Origin of the sequence: Cupriavidus basilensis OR16 (genome assembly GCF_000243095.1) — a bacterium.
Lineage (GTDB): Bacteria > Pseudomonadota > Gammaproteobacteria > Burkholderiales > Burkholderiaceae > Cupriavidus > Cupriavidus basilensis_D.
In genome coordinates this window covers 51,445-67,938 of the sequence record NZ_AHJE01000016.1, presented here as the reverse complement: position 1 = coordinate 67,938, position 16,494 = coordinate 51,445, and the positions used below count along the sequence as shown (strand labels likewise).

Annotated in this window: 16 protein-coding genes and 2 pseudogenes; 8 read left to right on the top strand and 10 right to left on the bottom strand. The window is 66.2% G+C overall.

Translation table 11 applies throughout. From position 1 onward, the window contains the following. The first annotated feature begins 1 nt into the window (after position 1). Positions 2 to 952 (top strand): ABC transporter substrate-binding protein, encoded by a 951-nt coding sequence (locus OR16_RS05960; protein WP_043418650.1) that lies wholly within the window; start codon positions 2 to 4, stop codon positions 950 to 952. Between the two features lie 73 nt (positions 953 to 1,025). On the opposite strand, the gene OR16_RS05955 is transcribed toward OR16_RS05960, so the two are convergent. The 6 genes from OR16_RS05955 to OR16_RS05930 form a co-directional block, all read right to left on the bottom strand. Beyond that, complete coding sequence (locus OR16_RS05955; RefSeq protein ID WP_006157061.1) at positions 1,026 to 1,778, bottom strand: GGDEF domain-containing protein; 753 nt, start codon at positions 1,776 to 1,778, stop codon at positions 1,026 to 1,028. A gap of 7 nt (positions 1,779 to 1,785) precedes the next feature. After that, positions 1,786 to 2,175, bottom strand: a complete 390-nt coding sequence (locus OR16_RS05950) for a DUF1987 domain-containing protein (protein WP_006157060.1) — start codon at positions 2,173 to 2,175, stop codon at positions 1,786 to 1,788. Positions 2,176 to 2,205: 30 nt separating this feature from the next. Then, complete coding sequence (locus OR16_RS05945) at positions 2,206 to 2,775, bottom strand: SiaB family protein kinase (RefSeq protein WP_043418714.1); 570 nt, start codon at positions 2,773 to 2,775, stop codon at positions 2,206 to 2,208. A 28-nt stretch (positions 2,776 to 2,803) separates the two neighbouring features. Then, the gene (locus OR16_RS05940; protein WP_006157058.1) at positions 2,804 to 3,982 is read right to left on the bottom strand and encodes a SpoIIE family protein phosphatase; all 1,179 of its coding nucleotides are present in this window, start codon (positions 3,980 to 3,982) and stop codon (positions 2,804 to 2,806) included. A gap of 28 nt (positions 3,983 to 4,010) precedes the next feature. After that, a complete protein-coding gene (locus tag OR16_RS05935; protein WP_006157057.1) occupies positions 4,011 to 4,955 on the bottom strand; it encodes a helix-turn-helix domain-containing protein in 945 nt (314 codons plus the stop codon). Between the two features lie 176 nt (positions 4,956 to 5,131). Next, positions 5,132 to 6,649, bottom strand: a complete 1,518-nt coding sequence (locus OR16_RS05930; protein WP_006157056.1) for a DKNYY domain-containing protein — start codon at positions 6,647 to 6,649, stop codon at positions 5,132 to 5,134. Positions 6,650 to 6,875: 226 nt separating this feature from the next. Between OR16_RS05930 and OR16_RS05925 the strand changes: the two genes are divergently transcribed. The 5 genes and pseudogenes from OR16_RS05925 (at position 6,876) to OR16_RS05905 (ending at position 10,127) form a co-directional block, all read left to right on the top strand. Then, the gene (locus tag OR16_RS05925) at positions 6,876 to 7,229 is read left to right on the top strand and encodes a YciI family protein (protein ID WP_006157055.1); all 354 of its coding nucleotides are present in this window, start codon (positions 6,876 to 6,878) and stop codon (positions 7,227 to 7,229) included. Positions 7,230 to 7,401: 172 nt separating this feature from the next. After that, positions 7,402 to 7,815, top strand: a complete 414-nt coding sequence (locus tag OR16_RS05920) for a YciI family protein (protein ID WP_006157054.1) — start codon at positions 7,402 to 7,404, stop codon at positions 7,813 to 7,815. A 60-nt stretch (positions 7,816 to 7,875) separates the two neighbouring features. After that, positions 7,876 to 8,412, top strand: coding sequence for an SRPBCC family protein (locus OR16_RS05915; RefSeq protein ID WP_006157053.1), 537 nt, complete (start codon positions 7,876 to 7,878; stop codon positions 8,410 to 8,412). Positions 8,413 to 8,470: 58 nt separating this feature from the next. Continuing rightward, on the top strand, positions 8,471 to 8,878 hold the full coding sequence (locus OR16_RS05910) for a VOC family protein (protein WP_006157052.1): 408 nt from the start codon (positions 8,471 to 8,473) through the stop codon (positions 8,876 to 8,878). 11 nt (positions 8,879 to 8,889) lie between these two features. Further along, a pseudogene (locus OR16_RS05905) lies at positions 8,890 to 10,127 on the top strand (RNA polymerase sigma factor). A 239-nt stretch (positions 10,128 to 10,366) separates the two neighbouring features. Here OR16_RS05905 and OR16_RS05900 read toward each other — a convergent pair. The 4 genes from OR16_RS05900 to OR16_RS05885 all read right to left on the bottom strand — a co-directional run bounded on the left by OR16_RS05900 (position 10,367) and on the right by OR16_RS05885 (position 14,009). Then, entirely contained in the window at positions 10,367 to 11,164 is a 798-nt protein-coding gene (locus tag OR16_RS05900) for a TlpA disulfide reductase family protein (RefSeq protein ID WP_006157051.1), read from the bottom strand. A gap of 82 nt (positions 11,165 to 11,246) precedes the next feature. Then, positions 11,247 to 12,440, bottom strand: coding sequence for an aminotransferase class V-fold PLP-dependent enzyme (locus tag OR16_RS05895; RefSeq protein WP_006157050.1), 1,194 nt, complete (start codon positions 12,438 to 12,440; stop codon positions 11,247 to 11,249). 26 nt (positions 12,441 to 12,466) lie between these two features. After that, on the bottom strand, positions 12,467 to 12,940 hold the full coding sequence (locus OR16_RS05890) for a RidA family protein (RefSeq protein ID WP_006157049.1): 474 nt from the start codon (positions 12,938 to 12,940) through the stop codon (positions 12,467 to 12,469). Between the two features lie 151 nt (positions 12,941 to 13,091). Continuing rightward, positions 13,092 to 14,009, bottom strand: a complete 918-nt coding sequence (locus tag OR16_RS05885) for a LysR substrate-binding domain-containing protein (protein ID WP_043418710.1) — start codon at positions 14,007 to 14,009, stop codon at positions 13,092 to 13,094. Between the two features lie 312 nt (positions 14,010 to 14,321). On the opposite strand from OR16_RS05885, the pseudogene OR16_RS05880 reads away from it, so the two are divergent. Both OR16_RS05880 and OR16_RS05875 read left to right on the top strand, forming a co-directional pair. Beyond that, positions 14,322 to 15,136, top strand: a pseudogene (locus OR16_RS05880) (transporter substrate-binding domain-containing protein). Positions 15,137 to 15,159: 23 nt separating this feature from the next. Continuing rightward, entirely contained in the window at positions 15,160 to 16,494 is a 1,335-nt protein-coding gene (locus OR16_RS05875) for an MFS transporter (protein WP_006157047.1), read from the top strand.

Here is a 16,494-nt window from a genome sequence, read left to right as displayed (position 1 = left end):
CATGACGGCATCCCGAAGACAATTCCTGCGCTACGGCGCATTGGCGGCGGCCAGCGGCGCCTTGCCGTTTTCCGTGTCGGCCCAGGGCCGCCCGGTACTCAAGGCCGGCGACCAGAAGGGGGGGCTGCGCGCCCTGCTGGAAAGCGCCGGCGAGCTCAAGGGCCTGGCCTACGACATCCAGTGGACGGAGTTTCCCGCCGCCGCGCCGCTGGCCGAGGCGCTGAACGCCGGCGCGGTGGATTCCGGCCCGATCGGCGACGCGCCGGCCATCTTCGCACTGGCCGCCGGCACGCCGATCAAGATCATCGGCGCCAACCGCTCGGACCCGTTCGGCACCGCCGTGCTGGTACGCGCCAATTCGCCCCTCAAGACGGCGGCGGACCTGCGCGGCAAGAACATCGGCACCAACCGTGGCTCCATTGGCCATTTCGTCGCCCTGAAGGCGCTCGAATCGGCCGGCTTGAAGCCCGAGGACGCCAGCCTGCGCTTCCTGCCGCCCGCGGACGCCAAGCTGGCGCTGGTCAACGGCTCGATCGATGCGTGGGCCACGTGGGAGCCGTACACCGCGCTGGCCGAGACCAGCGGGCATGCACGCGTGCTGGTCAGCGGGCGCGGGCTGTGGTCGGGCCTGAGCTATCTTGCGGCGACGGATAGCGCGCTGGCCGCCAAGCGCGAGGTGCTGCGCGACTTCCTGCAGCGCGTGGTGCGCGCGCAGGTGTGGTCGTACCAGCATGTGGACGGCTTCTCAGCGGCGCTGGCGCGCATCATCGGCATTGCGCCGGAAGCCGCGCGGCTGCAGTTCGAGCGGCGCCATACGCAGTGGCGCAACATCGATGCGGCGCTGGTTGCCGAGCAGCAGCGCACCGCGGATTTCTACCTGAAGGCTGGGCTGCTCAAGCAGCGGCTGGATGTGCGGACCACGTTCGATACTAGTTTTCCGCTGGCGGCATAGCGCAACGCGGCGAGCGGACCGGGCCGCAGGGGCTGCGGCGTGCCGGTTGGCGTGAAATTGACGGGTGCCGCGCTCAATGCAACGGCACCACCAGCTTCCCCTCGAGCAAACTGACAACCCGGTTCCGCCCACTGCGCTTGGCCTGGTACAAGGCCTCGTCCGCGCGCGCATAGGCCTGCTCGAAGGTCGTCCCGGGAGGACTCCAGCTCACGCCGAAGCTAGCCGTCACCTGCAGCCCGGCCTTGACCGGAAACACATGCTGTTCGATATCCAGCCGCATGCCTTCCGCCAGCTCGACAGCGGCGTCCAGGGAGCGTGCCGGCAGCAGCGCGGCAAACTCCTCGCCCCCGACTCGGCCAATCACCCCCGCGTCCTGCACCGACTTCTCCAGGCAATGGACAACGCCACGAATCACCGTATCGCCCACAGGGTGGCCCAGTGCATCGTTAACCCGCTTGAAGTGATCGATGTCGAGCACGATCAACGACAGGCTGCCCTCGGCCAGCAGCGCGCCGGCCCGCTCGATGATGGCGCCGCGGTTCAGCGCGCCGGTGAGGGTGTCGCGCGTTGCGCGGAATTCCAGCTCGCGGGCCAGGTCCTGCAGGCGATGGTTGAGCCGGTTCATTTCCAGCTCTTCGCGGTCGCTGCGCCGTATCAGGCGCCGGGTTTCGCGCATCAGCCGCTCGTAATAGCGCCGCTCGTAATAGCCGATCAGCTCGCCGAGCGTGTCACGGTATGCCTGGGCTCCGGCCTGGGGGTCGTCGAATACCGCCCTGGCGCCTGCCAGGACGCTGTTCTCCGACTCGAAGAGATCTGGCTCTGACATGCGCGGGTCAGCTCGCCGTGGTGGCGTGGTCGAGGAAATCGATGGCGGGGAAGTCGGCGTGCAGGTCCTGGCCGAATTCCAGGATCGTGTCGTCGTCCACGTCGTGGTACCAATGCACGATGACCCGGTTGCCCTTGTCGGCCGCATCGTTCATGGCATCGAACATGCTGAACAGCACCTTGGTGCTGGAGCTGTTGAAGTACGTCAGCGCCACGTGCACCGTGACTTCGGTGCCCTCGCAGGCCGCCAGGTATTTGCGCAGGCGCAGGATCACGTCGCCGTAGAACAACGCGGCGTTCTCCGGGTAGGACTCGCCCTTGAGCGAGAGCGTGTGCTGCTTGAAGTCAAAGCTCACCTCGGGCGAGCTCGGTGTGGCGGCAATGAACAGGTTTTCCATCAGGTTCCCTTTCGATCCCGTTCAGGTCGTTCAGATGGTGGCGGTAAGGAAGAACATCGTCGATACCGGGTCTGCGTCGATGGGCTGGAAGCTGTATTCCAGCGGCGCGCTGGCGTCGCGGGCCACCGTCAGAAATCCCAGGCCGGCGCCCTTGCTGCCCTCCGGGGCTTCAGCGCGCATCGTTTCCTTGTAGGCCTGCTTGATCTGGTCCAGCGTCATGGTGCGCAACGGCTCCAGCGCGGCGCGCAGTTGCCCCACGCGGGTGTTCGCCACCGGGTTGGAGCACATCAGCCGGTAGCGGTCTTCCACCATGCAGATGCACACCGAGCCGTGGCGCAGCTGGTTGCTGTCCTGGGTGGGCGGCGTGAGTGCGTCGGACGAGTAGTGCACGATGTTCTGCGCCATCTCCACGAACGAGGAGAACAGCTTGCGCCGGGTCGAGCCATCGACGCCGCTCACCGTCAGTTGCAGCCGGACTGCATCGGACATCGCCGCGATGATGTTCTGGGAGAAGTAGCCGACGTAGTAGAAGATCACGTTGCGTTCCCGGGCCATCTTGAAGAATGGCCCATATTCATGGTCAATCGAATTGCCGTTCATCTCGGTGCTATAGCAGGGCATTGCAGGACTATTGAACGCGAAAGCAGAAAAAGGTGAGGTCGTCGCGGCGGCGGTGATGGCCTTGCCACGCACGATACTGGTCCAGCACCGCCTCGTTGATCCGTGCCGCCGAGGCATGCCGGCTGCCGCGGATCGTTTCGCGGATACGGCGCTTGCCAAAGGCGATTTCCTTGGGGCCACCGATCTGGTCGATCAGGCCATCGGTGGTCACAAACACCACGCTGCCGGGCTGGGTCTGGACAAAGCGGTTCTGCCAGGTGAAGTCCAGGTCGGTGTCCACATAGCCAACCCCCATGCGCTCGCCGTCCACGATCTCGCCTTCCTCGTCGCCGGGCTGGAGCACGAACAAGGCGCTCTTGGCGCCGGCGAATGCGAGCCGGCGGCTTGCGTTGTCGAACCAGAAGAACGCCGCATCCATGCCGTCATTCGAGCCGGGTGTTTCATCATTGCCATCGAGCTGCCCGAGCATCTGCTTGATGCCGCGGTTTACCGCCATCAAGAGCGCGCCGGGGTCGCGCGGGCCGCGCTGCTCGATGGCCTGGGTCAGGATGGACGAGGAGATCAGGGTCAGGAACGCACCCGGTACGCCGTGGCCCGTGCAATCGGCCAGCGCGGCAAACCAGCCGTCCTCGAACGCGGCAAAGTGATAGAAATCCCCGCCAACCACATCGCGCGGCTCCCAGACCAGGCCCGCGTCGTCGAGCGTCCTGGCCAGCGCCTCGCGCGAGGGGCGCAGCATCGAGCGCTGGATGGTGCTGGCGTAGTCGATGCTGTGCATGATCTGGCGGTTCTTCTCGGCCTGCATGTCCGCGACCACGCGCATCAGCTGCAAGCCATGCCCGATGCCAAGGAAGCGGCCGTCGCGCGCGATGATGAAGCCGTCGGCAAGTGCTTTCTCGCCGTATTCCACCGCCTTGAAGGTCAGGGCCTCGATGCTCATCGCGGCATCGACCACCAGTGGCTCCTTGTCCATGAAGGCGATGCAGCTCTTGCGGTTGTACAACTCGCGATGATAGGGCTTGCTCATCTGCGACATGAAGATCGCACGATTGATCAGGCCGATCGGCATGTCGTTCTCGGTCACCGGCAAGCTGGCAAGATCGCGGTGCTTGCCGAACACATCCAGGACTTCCTGGTTGTTCTGTTCCGTGGTGACCGATGGCGTGGTGACGTCATCGTGTGGCATCCCGTGGCCGGCCGCGCCATTGCCAGCGCTAGACCCCCCGGAAATCCGTTGGCGACATGCCATAGGCCCGTCGGAATGCGCGGGTAAAGTCCGATGCGCTGTTGAAGCCCAGCCCATAGCCGATCTCCGCGATGCCGATGTGCGCAAGGCGCACCAGGTCGTCGGCCGCAGCCTGCAACCTGCAGTTGCGGATATAGGCGCCCAGGCCGCCTTCGTGCTCGAACATCCGATACAGGGTTGGGCGCGGCAACTGGAACGCTTGCAGGATGCTCTCGGGCGAGAGGCCGTCCTGGTGGAGGTTGGCCTGCACGTAGCGTTGCACCCGCTCCAGCATGGCGGCGCGGGCCGCCGCGCGCGCATTGCCGGCCAGGCGCGATTGCTTGCCGAACGCGGCGATGATCAGGTGTGCGCAGTTGCGGATGGTCCTCTCCGCCTCGGCCTCGGGCATTGCCGGCAGCCTGTGGCAGAGCGCCGTCACGTGATCGAGGATCAGGCGCGTCAGCGGCGAGGTATAGGTCACTACGCGGCCATGAATCGATTCCGCGTCGGGGATGGCCGCCTCCACCGTGGCGCGCGGCACAAAGAAGGCTAGCACCCGGGCGCGGGTGGGGCGGTTCATGTGCATCGGCTGGTTCATGTCGAGCGCCAGGATGCCCGGCACGAACTGGGCCGATTTCCGTTGCCGGGAAAAGTCCGTCACCGTTTCGGCGATCCCGTCCATGGCCACGTGGAAGACGAAGTCGCGCACGCTGTCGGTGGAGATGCGCGCGGTGGTGCGAATCTGGCCCACCGGAGCGGTGCGGCTGTCCAGGTAGGTCAGGTCCTTGAGCACATAGGTATCGAGTTCGCCCAGGAAGCCATTGGCAACCTGCGCGCGTGAAACCGGGACGTCGAGTATCCGGCCCACATAGTCGCGCCAAGCCGGCAACTGCAGTGCCACCGCCTCGTTCGCGACGGTGAAATGCTGGTGCACGATCAGCGGCGGGGGCCGGCAGGGCAGGCGGACGCAGCCGGTTGGACATGCCTTCGCAGATGGGAAGCAAGGATCCGGCTGACGGTTTCTGAATAAGCCTGGGTCATGATGGCGTCGGGTTCAGGAACTTGCGATGCGTCCAATGTCCCACGCATTGTACCGACGGCTTTGGGTGACTAGTCGCTTGCCGGTGCGCTCGCTGCCTTCAGCGCGGCCGCGTCATACTCGCGCGCCGCATCGGCGGCGCGGCCCTTTTCCAGCACGCGGAAGCTGGCCGGATCGGCGCCTTCGATTGCCACCAGGTTCACATAGCCGACGATGTAGGCGTGCGCGCGGTCACGGGCGAAGTCGGCGTCGAGGAATTCCAGGGTGGGCAGGTGCACGCGCCTGGCCGATACCGGCCGGCGCCCGAAGAAGAGCTGGTCGCCGGCCAGCAGGAAGCTGGGGTGGGGCACCTGCAGCGTAGCGTGCGGCGCGGCCACCTTGAGCGGCTTGCCGTCGCAGAACAACTGGGTGTCGTCCCACGCGTAGCAACCTGCGATGCGCAAGGCATCCGGGTCCACCCCCTTCTTTGCCGTGCCGCGATAGAAGGCCCGGCTGGCATCCCGGGCCCACGGGCCCTGCAGCACGGTAAAGGCGGCGGGATCGATCTTGCGCAGGGCTTGCGGCGTTTCATAGTGGTTGGGCGCGTAGAACACGGTGGCGCCGTCGCTGAGATAGCCATCCCCCAGCGCTTGCAGGCTGGTGATCGGCCGCGGGGAAAGCGGGGTCAGCGCGCATTCGCCCTGGCTATAACTGACCAGCCAGTGGATGCCATGGGCATCGCCGCAGAACACGCCGGCAAGGCCGTGGCCAACGGGCAGTTCCCGTACGGCGAAGGTAGCGGGATCAAGCCCGGCGAGTTGGTGGCCGTCGTATTCCACCGTGCGCGCGGATGCGGATGATGCGGCTGGCGCCTGCAGGCGATGCCACCAGTAATCCTGCAGCGCGGGCAGGGCGGTGAAAAAGTCACGCCAGCGCTCCACCTCGCCCTGGTCGAGCGCGGTCTTGCGCTTACCCTCTTCGATCGGGCCGAGCTTGTCGGTCATGCGTAACGGGCCTTCGCCGGCGGGCGCCACCACCAGGCTGGCACGGTCGGCTTCGATGCGCTGGCCAAAGTAGTAGACATGCCCGGCATCGGCGATGTAGTTGCCCGGGAGGCCCACCACGGTGGCGCCGTCCGCGCCGATGACGCGCTTGCCGTTGAAATACGCCGAATCGGCGTCCACCGCGTAGTAGGCATGCGTGCAGGCCACCGGTTCCAGCGGGCCGCTCTCCGGCCAGCGCCAGCCCTGGTAGGTGAGCGGCCGGAAGGCCTGCGGGCTGCGGGTGCGGATGGTCTTGCCGGTGACGAAGTAAGCCTGGCGGGCGTCGCGGGCGTAGCGCTCGTTGAGGACTTCGAAGGTGGCGATGTCGGCATCTTCGATCCGGTAGAAGTAGTACCAGGCCGTGCCGCTGCCTTGCTGAGCCTGCACGATCACGTGCTCGCCATCGGTGAACCAGCGCCCTTCGATGCAGCGGAATGCCTGCGGGTGGGCGATGGGCAGCGGGCTGCCGTCCTTGGCCCAGAGCGCCTGGTCGTTGTACGACCAGATCACGGTGTTGCCCTCGATGAAATACGAGGGATGGTTGGTTGGCTGGCGCGATGCGGTCATGGGAAGGCGTTGGGTGCTGGGTGGAGCAAAGTCGACATCTTAAACTGCGCGCCCAGGCGGGGGAGTGGTCGCCAAGCCTTTGGCTATTGCAATTAACGGCCAGGCATTTGTTCCATCCCTATGTGGCGCGCTAGCCTCTTGCGGCCAGCGGCCCAGGCGTGCAGGATGTGGGCGGTAAGCAAAAGCCAAAAATGACAGAATCGAACTGGAACGAACTGGAGGCCCTATGCCGTACATGCTGTTGATCGTCGAACCCGTTGGCCAGCGCGCCGAGCGTTCCCCGGAAGAAGGGCGCGAGGCCTACGCCAGCATGCAGCGTTTTGCCGAAGGCCTGAATGCGCGCGGGTTGCTGCTGGGCGTCAACTCGCTTACCTCGCAAGCCAAGGGCGTGCGCGTGCGGGTGCGCGAAGGCCGCCACGACCTGCTCGACGGCCCCTTTGCCGAGGCCAAGGAAATGATCGGAGGCTACTTCCTGCTCGACTGCGCCACGCAGGACGAAGCCATTGCCATCGCCGCCGAGTGTCCCGCCGCGGCATGGTGCACCGTGGAAGTCCGCGAGGTCGGGCCTTGCTTCCTGTAAGGCGGCCGGTGGGGGCTTTTTCTAGGTAATTACCCTTGGTATTGAGGTTTGTTTGTCGCGGATGTCGATCCGGCGGCGCGCGGTTCGTCGTACCGGTAAGAGCCAGCGAGATGGTAGCGGCGCGCCACCGCAACGACTCACCACCGACAACCTCAAGCTAAGGAGAACCGCGATGCGATTCATGATCCTGGTGAAGGCCACGCAAGACAGCGAGGCCGGCGCGATGCCGGACGAAAGCCTGTTCGCGGCGATGGCCGTGTATCACGAGCAACTGGCCAGGGCGGGCGTGCTACTGGACGCCGCTGGCCTCAAGCCCACTGCCACCGGCTGGCGCATCCGTTATGCCGCCGGCCAGCGCACCGTCATCGACGGGCCGTTTGCGCAAACCAAGGAAATGGTGGCGGGTTACACGCTGATCCAGGTGCGCAGCCGCGAGGAGGCGATGGAATGGGCGCGGCGCTTCCCGTCGCCGCACGGCGATATGGCCGACGGCGAGATCGAGGTACGGCAGCTGTTCGAGCTGGAGGATTTCGCGCCGAGCCCCGCGGTGGCGCGCCTTCGCGACCTGAACGCCGGCCAGCACTGAGTCAGCGATCCCACCCGATTCCACCCGAGCCCAACCCAACGTTTGCCAGAACCCGACATCATGCTCAAGCCCATCCTGCTCACCGCTTTCGCCGCCATTGCCCTGCTGCTGATCTACACCGCCACGCGGCCCGATACCTTCCGGGTCGAGCGCAGCGCCAGCGTCAAGGCGCCGCCGGAGCGCGTGTTCGCGCTCATCAACGACCTCCACAACTTCAACCAGTGGAACCCCTATGAAAAGAAGGACCCGTCCCTGAAGGGTACCTACGGCGCCACGCGCAGCGGGCAGGGCGCCGCCTACGCCTGGGAGAGCGACAAGGTGGGCGTCGGCAGCATGGAAATCCTCCATGCGGTGCCGGCCTCCAAGGTCATGATGCGGCTGGATTTCATCAAGCCGTTCGAGGCGCACAACACTGTCGAATTCACGCTCAGGCCGCAGGCCGATGCCACCAACGTGACGTGGTCGATGGAAGGCGGTGTGCCGTACTTTGCCAAGCTGATGCACCTGGTCTTCAATATGGACAAGATGGTCGGCAACGATTTCGAGCAAGGGCTGGTCAACCTGAAGACGCTGGCCGAGGCGCCGGCGGCCCGGTAAGCGGGGCAACCCGCCGAGCCCCTGCCCCATCACGCGACACCGAATCCAAGGACGAATCATGCATAAGCAAATCTACCTGAACCTCGCCGTGGCCGACCTGCAGCGCTCGCAGGATTTCTTCAAGGCCCTGGGGTTCACCTTCAACCCGCAGTTCACCAACGACAACGCCGCCTGCATGGTCATCGGCGAGAACATCTACGCGATGCTGCTCAAGCATGAATTCTTCAAGGGATTCACGAGCCGCAAGCTGTGTGACACCTCGGAGAGCACCGAGGTGCTGATCGCCATTACCTGCGAGAGCCGCGCCGAGGTCGACGCGCTGGTCGCCAAGGCGCTTGCCGCTGGTGCCACGAGCCCGCGCACGCCGCAGGACCATGGCTTCATGTACGCGCATGGCTTCGAGGATCTCGACGGCCACATCTGGGAACTGTTTTATATGGAACCGTCCGCTGCCGGCGCAGCCTGAGGCACACGGTGGTGACGACGACAAAGACAACCACGCACCGGGCGATCGAAGCCGTATGGCGGATTGAATCCGCCAAGGTCATCGCCCACGTGGCGCGCGTGGTGCGCGACGTGGGCCTGGCCGAAGAACTGGCGCAGGACGCCCTGGTGGCCGCACTGGAGCGCTGGGCCGAGACCGGCGTGCCGGACAACCCGGGCGCCTGGCTGATGACCACGGCGAAGAACCGTGCGCTCGACTACCTGCGCCAGCAGGCGCTGCACGCCCGCAAGCACGAGCAGATCGGCCAGGATCTCGAAGCGATGGAGGCCCATGTCGTGCCGGATTTTGTCGATGCGCTCGATGCCGCGCGCGAGGATGATATCGGCGACGACCTGCTGCGGCTGGTCTTCACCGCCTGCCATCCGGTGCTCTCCACCGATGCGCGGGTCGCCATGACGCTGCGCCTGCTGGGTGGGCTGACCACCGAAGAGATCGCACGGGCCTTCCTGACCCCGGAGCCCACCATCGCCCAGCGCATTCAGGCGCGCGCGCCGCGCCTGGCGTCCGTGCTGGAGGTGATCTACCTGATCTTCAACGAAGGCTATTCCGCCACGGCCGGCGACGACCTGATGCGCCCCGCGCTGTGCGAGGAAGCGCTGCGCCTGGGCCGGGCCGCACCCTGGCCGGCCTGGCGCCCGAGGAAAGCGAGGTGCACGGGCTGGTGGCGCTGATGGAGATCCAGGCCTCGCGCACGCACGCGCGGGTCGATGCGCAAGGCCGCCCGGTGCTGTTGCTGGAACAGGACCGCAGCCGCTGGGACCACCTGCTGATCCGGCGCGGGCTGGCGGCGCTGGCGCGCGCCGAAGCGCTGGGCGGCGCGCTCGGCCCCTACGCCTTGCAGGCGGCGCTGGCCGCCTGCCATGCCCGCGCGTCCGCTGCGGCCGATACCGACTGGGCGCAGATCGCCGCCATCTACGACGCGCTGTCGGAGGTCGCGCCGTCACCGGTGGTGGAGCTGAACCGCGCGGTGGCGGTCGGCATGGCCTTCGGCCCGGAGGCTGGCCTGGAGCTGGTGAACGCGCTGCTCAAGGAGTCCTCGCTGGCGAAGTACCACTTGCTGCCCAGCGTGCGCGGCGACCTGCTGTTCAAGCTCGGCCGCCTCGACGAGGCTCGCGCCGAGTTCGAGCGCGCCGCCGCCATGACGCGCAACGCCCGCGAGCGCGAGTTCCTGCTGGGCCGGGCGCGGGATGCGGGGGCTACCCGGTCCTGACCCGGGTCCTGGCTTGCCTGGTGAAGGAAGCGCTCGGTGCAGCGCGGACGCACGACGGCCATGCGGATAAGGTCCTTTCGGTGGTTCGGAGTCAAGCATTCATGCGCCTTGCCAGCCGAGCCCGAAAAAAGTGTCACGCACGGGCGATTATTTTTTCGGGGCGCCGGGCGACGCCGCGCAGCGGCTTGCCTTGCCGCGGCAGGCCGAAGTACGGAATCGGCGCGCCTCTCAGCCGCTGCCTAGCGGCGCGGCTGGAACTGCTCCAGGGCATGCTCGAACGTCGCGCGCGAGTATCCGCCGAGATGCGTCGACACCAGCCGGCCTTGCGCGTCATAGAACAGCGTCGTCGGATACCCTTTGGCGCCCGTGGCCTTGGCCACTTCGAGACCGGGGTCAAACAGCAGGTTGTCGATGCGGACCCGGGTTTCCTCCAGATAGCGTTGCACGATGTCGCGCGGCTCGGCCTGGTTCACGAAGACGATGTTCACGTTCGGGTTTTCTGCCTGTGCCTTGGCAAGCATTGGCATCTCGGCCCGGCAGGGCGGGCACCAGGTGGCCCACAGGTTCACCACGGTTGGCTTGCCATTGGCCATGGAAAGCGGCTGCATCTGGCCGGCCGCGTTGACCAGCGCGACGGCGGGGACAGACGGCGGGGGTCCGGAACGATTCGCCAACATGGTTGCCGCGCCCCAGGCCACCACGCCCGCCGCCGCCGCGGCAAGCAGCGGCTTGCGCATCGCCCGCCGGCGAATCAGATACCACGCCAACATGCAGGCTGCGGCCACGGCGCCCGAGGCCAGGTCAAAGCCTTGGTCCCGGATATCCAGGATGGTCGGCCAATCGGCGCGGTAGGCCGGCAGGTATTGCAGCACAAAGACCAGCCGCGCCACCACCAGGCCGGCCAGCACGATGGCAAGGATCGCGCGTTCCATGCTCGCCCGGTCCTTGCCGACGGCTCGCCCGGCCAGCACGGCCACGGCGATGCCGAGCATCAGGATGAGCGGTGCAAGCGCAAGCGCAAAGGGTCCAATCTTCATACAGCCTAGGGGTCTTGGTGGCAACAACCGCTAGTCTGCACCAGTTTCGGGTTTGCTTTTTCGCCACGTCTCACACCACGTCTCACACCAAGGCCCGCAATGCGGCCAGCAATCGCCCGATCTCCGCCTCCGTGGTGAGATAGCTGACCGAGGCGCGCGCCACCTGGTCGATCCCGCGCGCGTTCATGTCCAGCGGGGTATAAGGCACGCCGTTGCTGCCAATCGTCACGCCTTGCGCCGCAAGGCTGCCCTGCAGCGCCATGGGGTTGTGGCCGGCGACGTTAAACGCCACCAACCCTGAAAGCTCGCGGCCTTGGTCCAGCACGGTGACGCCGGGTATCTCGGCCAGTTGCGCGCGCAGCGCCCGCGCGGTGCCGTCGATGCGCGCGCGGATGTTTTCAAGGCCGATCTCCAGGGCTTCCTCCAGGGCGTTGGCCAGCCCGCAGCGCAGCGCCATTGCGGCTTCCGCCGACTCGAACCTGGCCGCGCCGGCCCGCAGCACCGGCTCACCGTGCGCATCCAGCGGCGCGGAGTACGTGTCGACGAATGCCGGCGTCAGGCGGGGCAGGAAATCCCGCCGCACGTACAGCAGGCCCGTGCCCCTTGGGCCGCGCAGCGCCTTGCGGCCCGCGCCGCTGAGCACGTCGCAGCCCAGCTGGGTCACATCGATCGGCAGTTGGCCCACTGCCTGCGCTGCGTCGATGAAGTAGGGGATGCCGTGGCGCCGCGCCACTTGCCCGATGGCCGCCGCCGGATTGATGAGCCCCCCGTTGGCCGGCAGCCAGGTCAGCGCGATCAGCCGCACCCGGCCGTCGATCATGGCCGCTAGTGCTTCAGGGTCCACGGCGCCGCTGCTGTCGCTCGGGATGGTCTCGATCGAGGCGCCAGCGCGCTGGGCCGTCAGGCGCATGGCGGCCAGGTTGCCGCCCCATTCGTGGCGCCCGACCAGGATGCGCTCACCGGGCTGCCAGGCCCCCAGGGCCGCAAACGCGGCACCCCACCCGGGCGAATTGCCCGTGGTCAGTGCGATCTCGGCGGGCTCGGCGTTCAGCAACCGCGCGGCGAGGGTGCGTGCGCGCTCTGTTTGTTCGCGCGCCGCGACACCTGCCTCCATCGGCCCCAGCATGGCCTCGCGCCGCAGATGGCTGTAGATCGCCTCGAGCGTGGCCGCGGACGGCAAGGAGGCGCCGCCGTGGTTGAAATGCGTGGTGCTTTGCGCGCCAGGGGTAAGGGCACGCAGTGCGTCGACGGCGGTAGCGGTGAGGGGGGCAGGCATGAGGGCTCCTGTGGGGCGCGTTGTGTTCAGGGCGAAGTGAGGGAGATGACCGCCTCGACCTCCACGGCAACGCCGGCGGGCAGCGAGGCCACGCCGACGGCGCTGCGCGCATGGCGGCCCGCATCGCCGAAGACCTGCACCATCAGGTCCGATGCGCCGTTGGCGATGGCGCTCTGGCGATTGAAGTCCGGCGTGCAGGCCACGAACACGCCAAGCCGCACCACGCGGGCCACGCGGTCCAGCCGGTCGCCCGTGGCGGCGGCCACCTGCGACAGGATGCCGAGCGCCGACAGCTGCGCCGCCCGCACACCGTCTTCGTCCGAAATCGTGTCGCCCAGGCGGCCCAGGTAAGCGGCCTGGCCATGCTCGCGGGAGATCTGGCCGGAGATAAAGAGCAGGTTGCCGTCCTGTACGAACGGCACGTAGTTGGCGGCGGGCGCGGCGGCGGCTTCCAGGGTCAGGCCGAGTTCGGCCACGCGGCCGGAGAGGGAGAGGGTCATGTCGGTTGCGCTGAAAAGAGATGGGGAAAGCCCATCCTATCGGCTTGGCGGCCGGGAAACCAATCAATTCTCGCCCGGCACGCATGAGCAAAACTAATACGTGCCGTCACATGGCGTGATGTCTCTTCGTAACCCATCCCGTTACATCGCATCACATCCCTGCCATCGAATCCTCGGCGGCCGCCGCCATCAACCATGCACGGAACGCCGATGCGGCCTCGCCCAGCGCCCCGCGCGGCGCGACCAGCCACCAGCCGATGCCAGGGTCATCCAGTACCGTGCCGGGGAGGGCCTGCACCAGCGCGCCGCTGGCAAGTTGCTGGGCGATCAGCCGGTGGCGGCCCATGGCAATGCCCTGGCCGGCCAACGCCGCCTCCACCACGATGTTGTAGTCGTGCAGGTGCACGGTCCGCGCCTGGTCCAGGTCCAGGCCAAAGCGGCGCGACCACGCATCCCACTCGAACGGATCCCGGGCATGCGACGACAGGAACGCGAAGCGCAGCAGGTCCTGTGGCCTGGCGGGGCGATCCGGTCCGGCGATCAGCCCCGGCACGCAGACCACCGACAGGCGCTCGGGCATGAGCTGCTGCGCCTGCACGCCTGGCCAGGCGCCGCGCCCGTAGCGGATCGCCACATCCACCTCGCCGCCCGCCACGTCAGCCAGCGCGATATCGGGCCGCAACTGCAGGTCGATGTCGGGATGCGCCAGGGAGAACGCCTGCAAGCGCGGCGCCAGCCAGCGCGTGCCAAAGGACGCCAGCAGCCCCACGGTCAGTGTCGCGCGCGCGATGGCGCTAGCCCGTACCTGCTCGGTGCCCTCGCGCAGCAGCGCGAACGCCGCATGCACCTTGGCGTAGTACGCCTGGCCAGCCGGGGTCAGCGCAACCGCACGGGCGCGCCGCTCGAACAGGGCCACGCCCAGATCGCTCTCGAGGCGCTGGATATGGTGGCTGACGGCGCTTTGTGACACAAAAAGCTCTTGCCCCGCGAGGCTGAAACTCAGGCGCCTTGCGGTGGCTTCGAACGCGCGCAGGGTCGCGAGAGGCGGCAGGGGGCGCATGGAACGCAGGGAGCGCATAAGGCGGGTCGAAGGCTGGGTCGAAGGCTTGGGCGAGCGCGACATGCTACGCCTAGTTGCGGGGGCTTGCTGGTTCCGCCATGCCCCAATACGCGGTTGGCATGCACCATATGTGTCACGTGATTGGTGCGTGATGCGACTGTTCCTTCATTTTTGGCGCAAAAAATACATATGTTTCATGGTTATCCATGATGGAACAATTGTTGCTCAGTGAATAGTATTCAAACGCGATGGCCCGTCGCATGTCTGCTAAACAAGGAGCGATAAATGAAAGCTGTGAAAGCCACCTGCCTCGGATTGGCAATGCTGGGAGCGATGCTTGGCGTGGGGGCGGTCCAGGCCGCGGACGTGTCCGCCAGCCCGACGCTGGCCCGGATCAAGGAATCGGGAACGATCACGATCGGGCATCGCACCTCATCGATCCCGTTCTCTTTCTACGACAGCAACCAGAAGGTGATCGGCTACTCGCAAGACATCTGCGACAAGGTGGTGGCCGAGGTCAGGAAGCAGACAGGGTTGGCCAAGCTTGACGTTCACATGGTGCCGGTCACGTCGCAGAACCGCATCTCCCTGGTCCAGAACGGCACGGTCGACCTGGAGTGCGGGGTCACCACCAACCTGAAAGCGCGCCAGCAGCAGGTGTCGTTCTCCACCACCTTCTTTGTCGCCGGCACCCGCCTGCTGGTCAAGAAGGGCAGCCCGGTCCACGACTTCCCGGATCTCAGCGGCAAGGCCGTGGTCACCAACGCGGGCACCACCTCCGAGCGGATCCTGCGCAAGCTTAATGACGACAAGAAGGCCAACATCACCATCCAGAGCGCCAAGGACTACGGCGAGTCGTTCCTGATCCTGCAATCAGGATGATGGACGACGTGCTGCTGTCGGGCGCGAAAACATCGTTCGAGGCCTACGGTTTCATGATGCGCAAGGATGATCCCGAGTTCAAGAAGCTGGTCGACGGCGTGATCACCGGCTTGATGAAGAGCGGCGAAATCAAGGGCCTGTACGACAAATGGTTCAGCAAGCCGGTGCCGCCGAAGAACATCAATTTCGAGTTTCCGATGAGCGCCGCGGTCAAGAAGGCTTACGACCAGCCGAACGACGAAGCGTTCGAGTAACCCGGGATTCAGAGGAGACCAGCATGACCGTTGTCAAGAACGCCGCCACCCTGGATGTCGCGGCAGAAGCGCCATGCGTTGAGAGCGGGCTGGACGCCGCCGCCTTCGCCAAGGTGACCAGGCGCATCGTGCCGTTCATCGTCCTTTGCTATTTCTTCAGCTACCTGGACCGGGTGAACGTTGGCTTTGCCAAGCTGCAGATGCAGCAGGCGCTGGGGCTGAGCGACGTGGTGTACGGCATCGGGGCCGGCATCTTCTTCTGGGGCTATATGCTCTGCCAGGTGCCCAGCAGCCTGCTGATCTACCGGCTGGGCATGCGCAGGAGCATGGCCGCCATCATGATCGTGTGGGGGCTGGTTTCCGCCGCGACCATGCTGGTGAGCACGCCAGCGGAGTTCTACTTCGCACGGTTCATGCTGGGCGTGACGGAAGCCGGCTTCTTCCCTGCCGCGGTCATGTATCTGAACAAGTGGTATCCGGCGGCCCGGCAGTCGAAGATCATGTCGATCCTGTTCCTGGCGATGCCGCTGGGGATGGTGCTCGGCGGGCCGATTTCCGGCGCGCTGATGTCCGGCACGCACGACCTGCATGGCTTGCAGGGCTGGCAGTGGATGTTCCTGATCGAAGCGTTGCCGGCGATCGTGCTGGGCCTGCTCGTGTTCAAGATATTGCCGGAGTCGCCGCAGACCGCGCCGTGGCTGACGAAGGCGGAAGCGGCGGCGATCACCACCACGCTATCGACCGAAAACGCCCGCAAGAACACGAGTTTCGTGGCCGCGCTCAAGTCCCCGGTGCTGTGGATGCTGATGGGCATCTGCCTGCTGTTCAATATCGGCAACTACGGCCTGGTGTTCTGGCTCCCGACCATCATCCAGTCCACGGGCATGCAGTCGCCCCTCGAAATCGCCCTGCTGACGGCCATCCCTTACAGCGTTGCCTGCGTGGTCATGAACCGCAACGCGGCGCATGCGCAGCGCGTGGGCGAGCGGCGCCTGCATTGCGCCGTCCCGCTCTTTATCGCGGCTGCCGCCATGTGGGCCAGTACGCTGTTTCCGCACAATACCGTCGTGGCCATGGTGTTCCTGACCATTGGCATCTCCGGCCTGATGGCGACGCTGGCAATGTTCTGGGGCCTGCCGGGCCGCGTGCTGGCAGGCACGGCCGCCGCCGGCGGCATCGCCATGATCAACAGCGCTGCCAGCCTGGCTGGCTTGATCGGCCCGGTGCTCATGGGTGGCATCAAGCAGTCCACCGGCAGCATCTCGCTGGGGGTGCTGGCACTGGCCGCCATGATGCTGATTGCCGCGGTGGTGATCCTCGCCATTCCGCGCCAGCTCATGTCCGACCGGCAGGTGTGA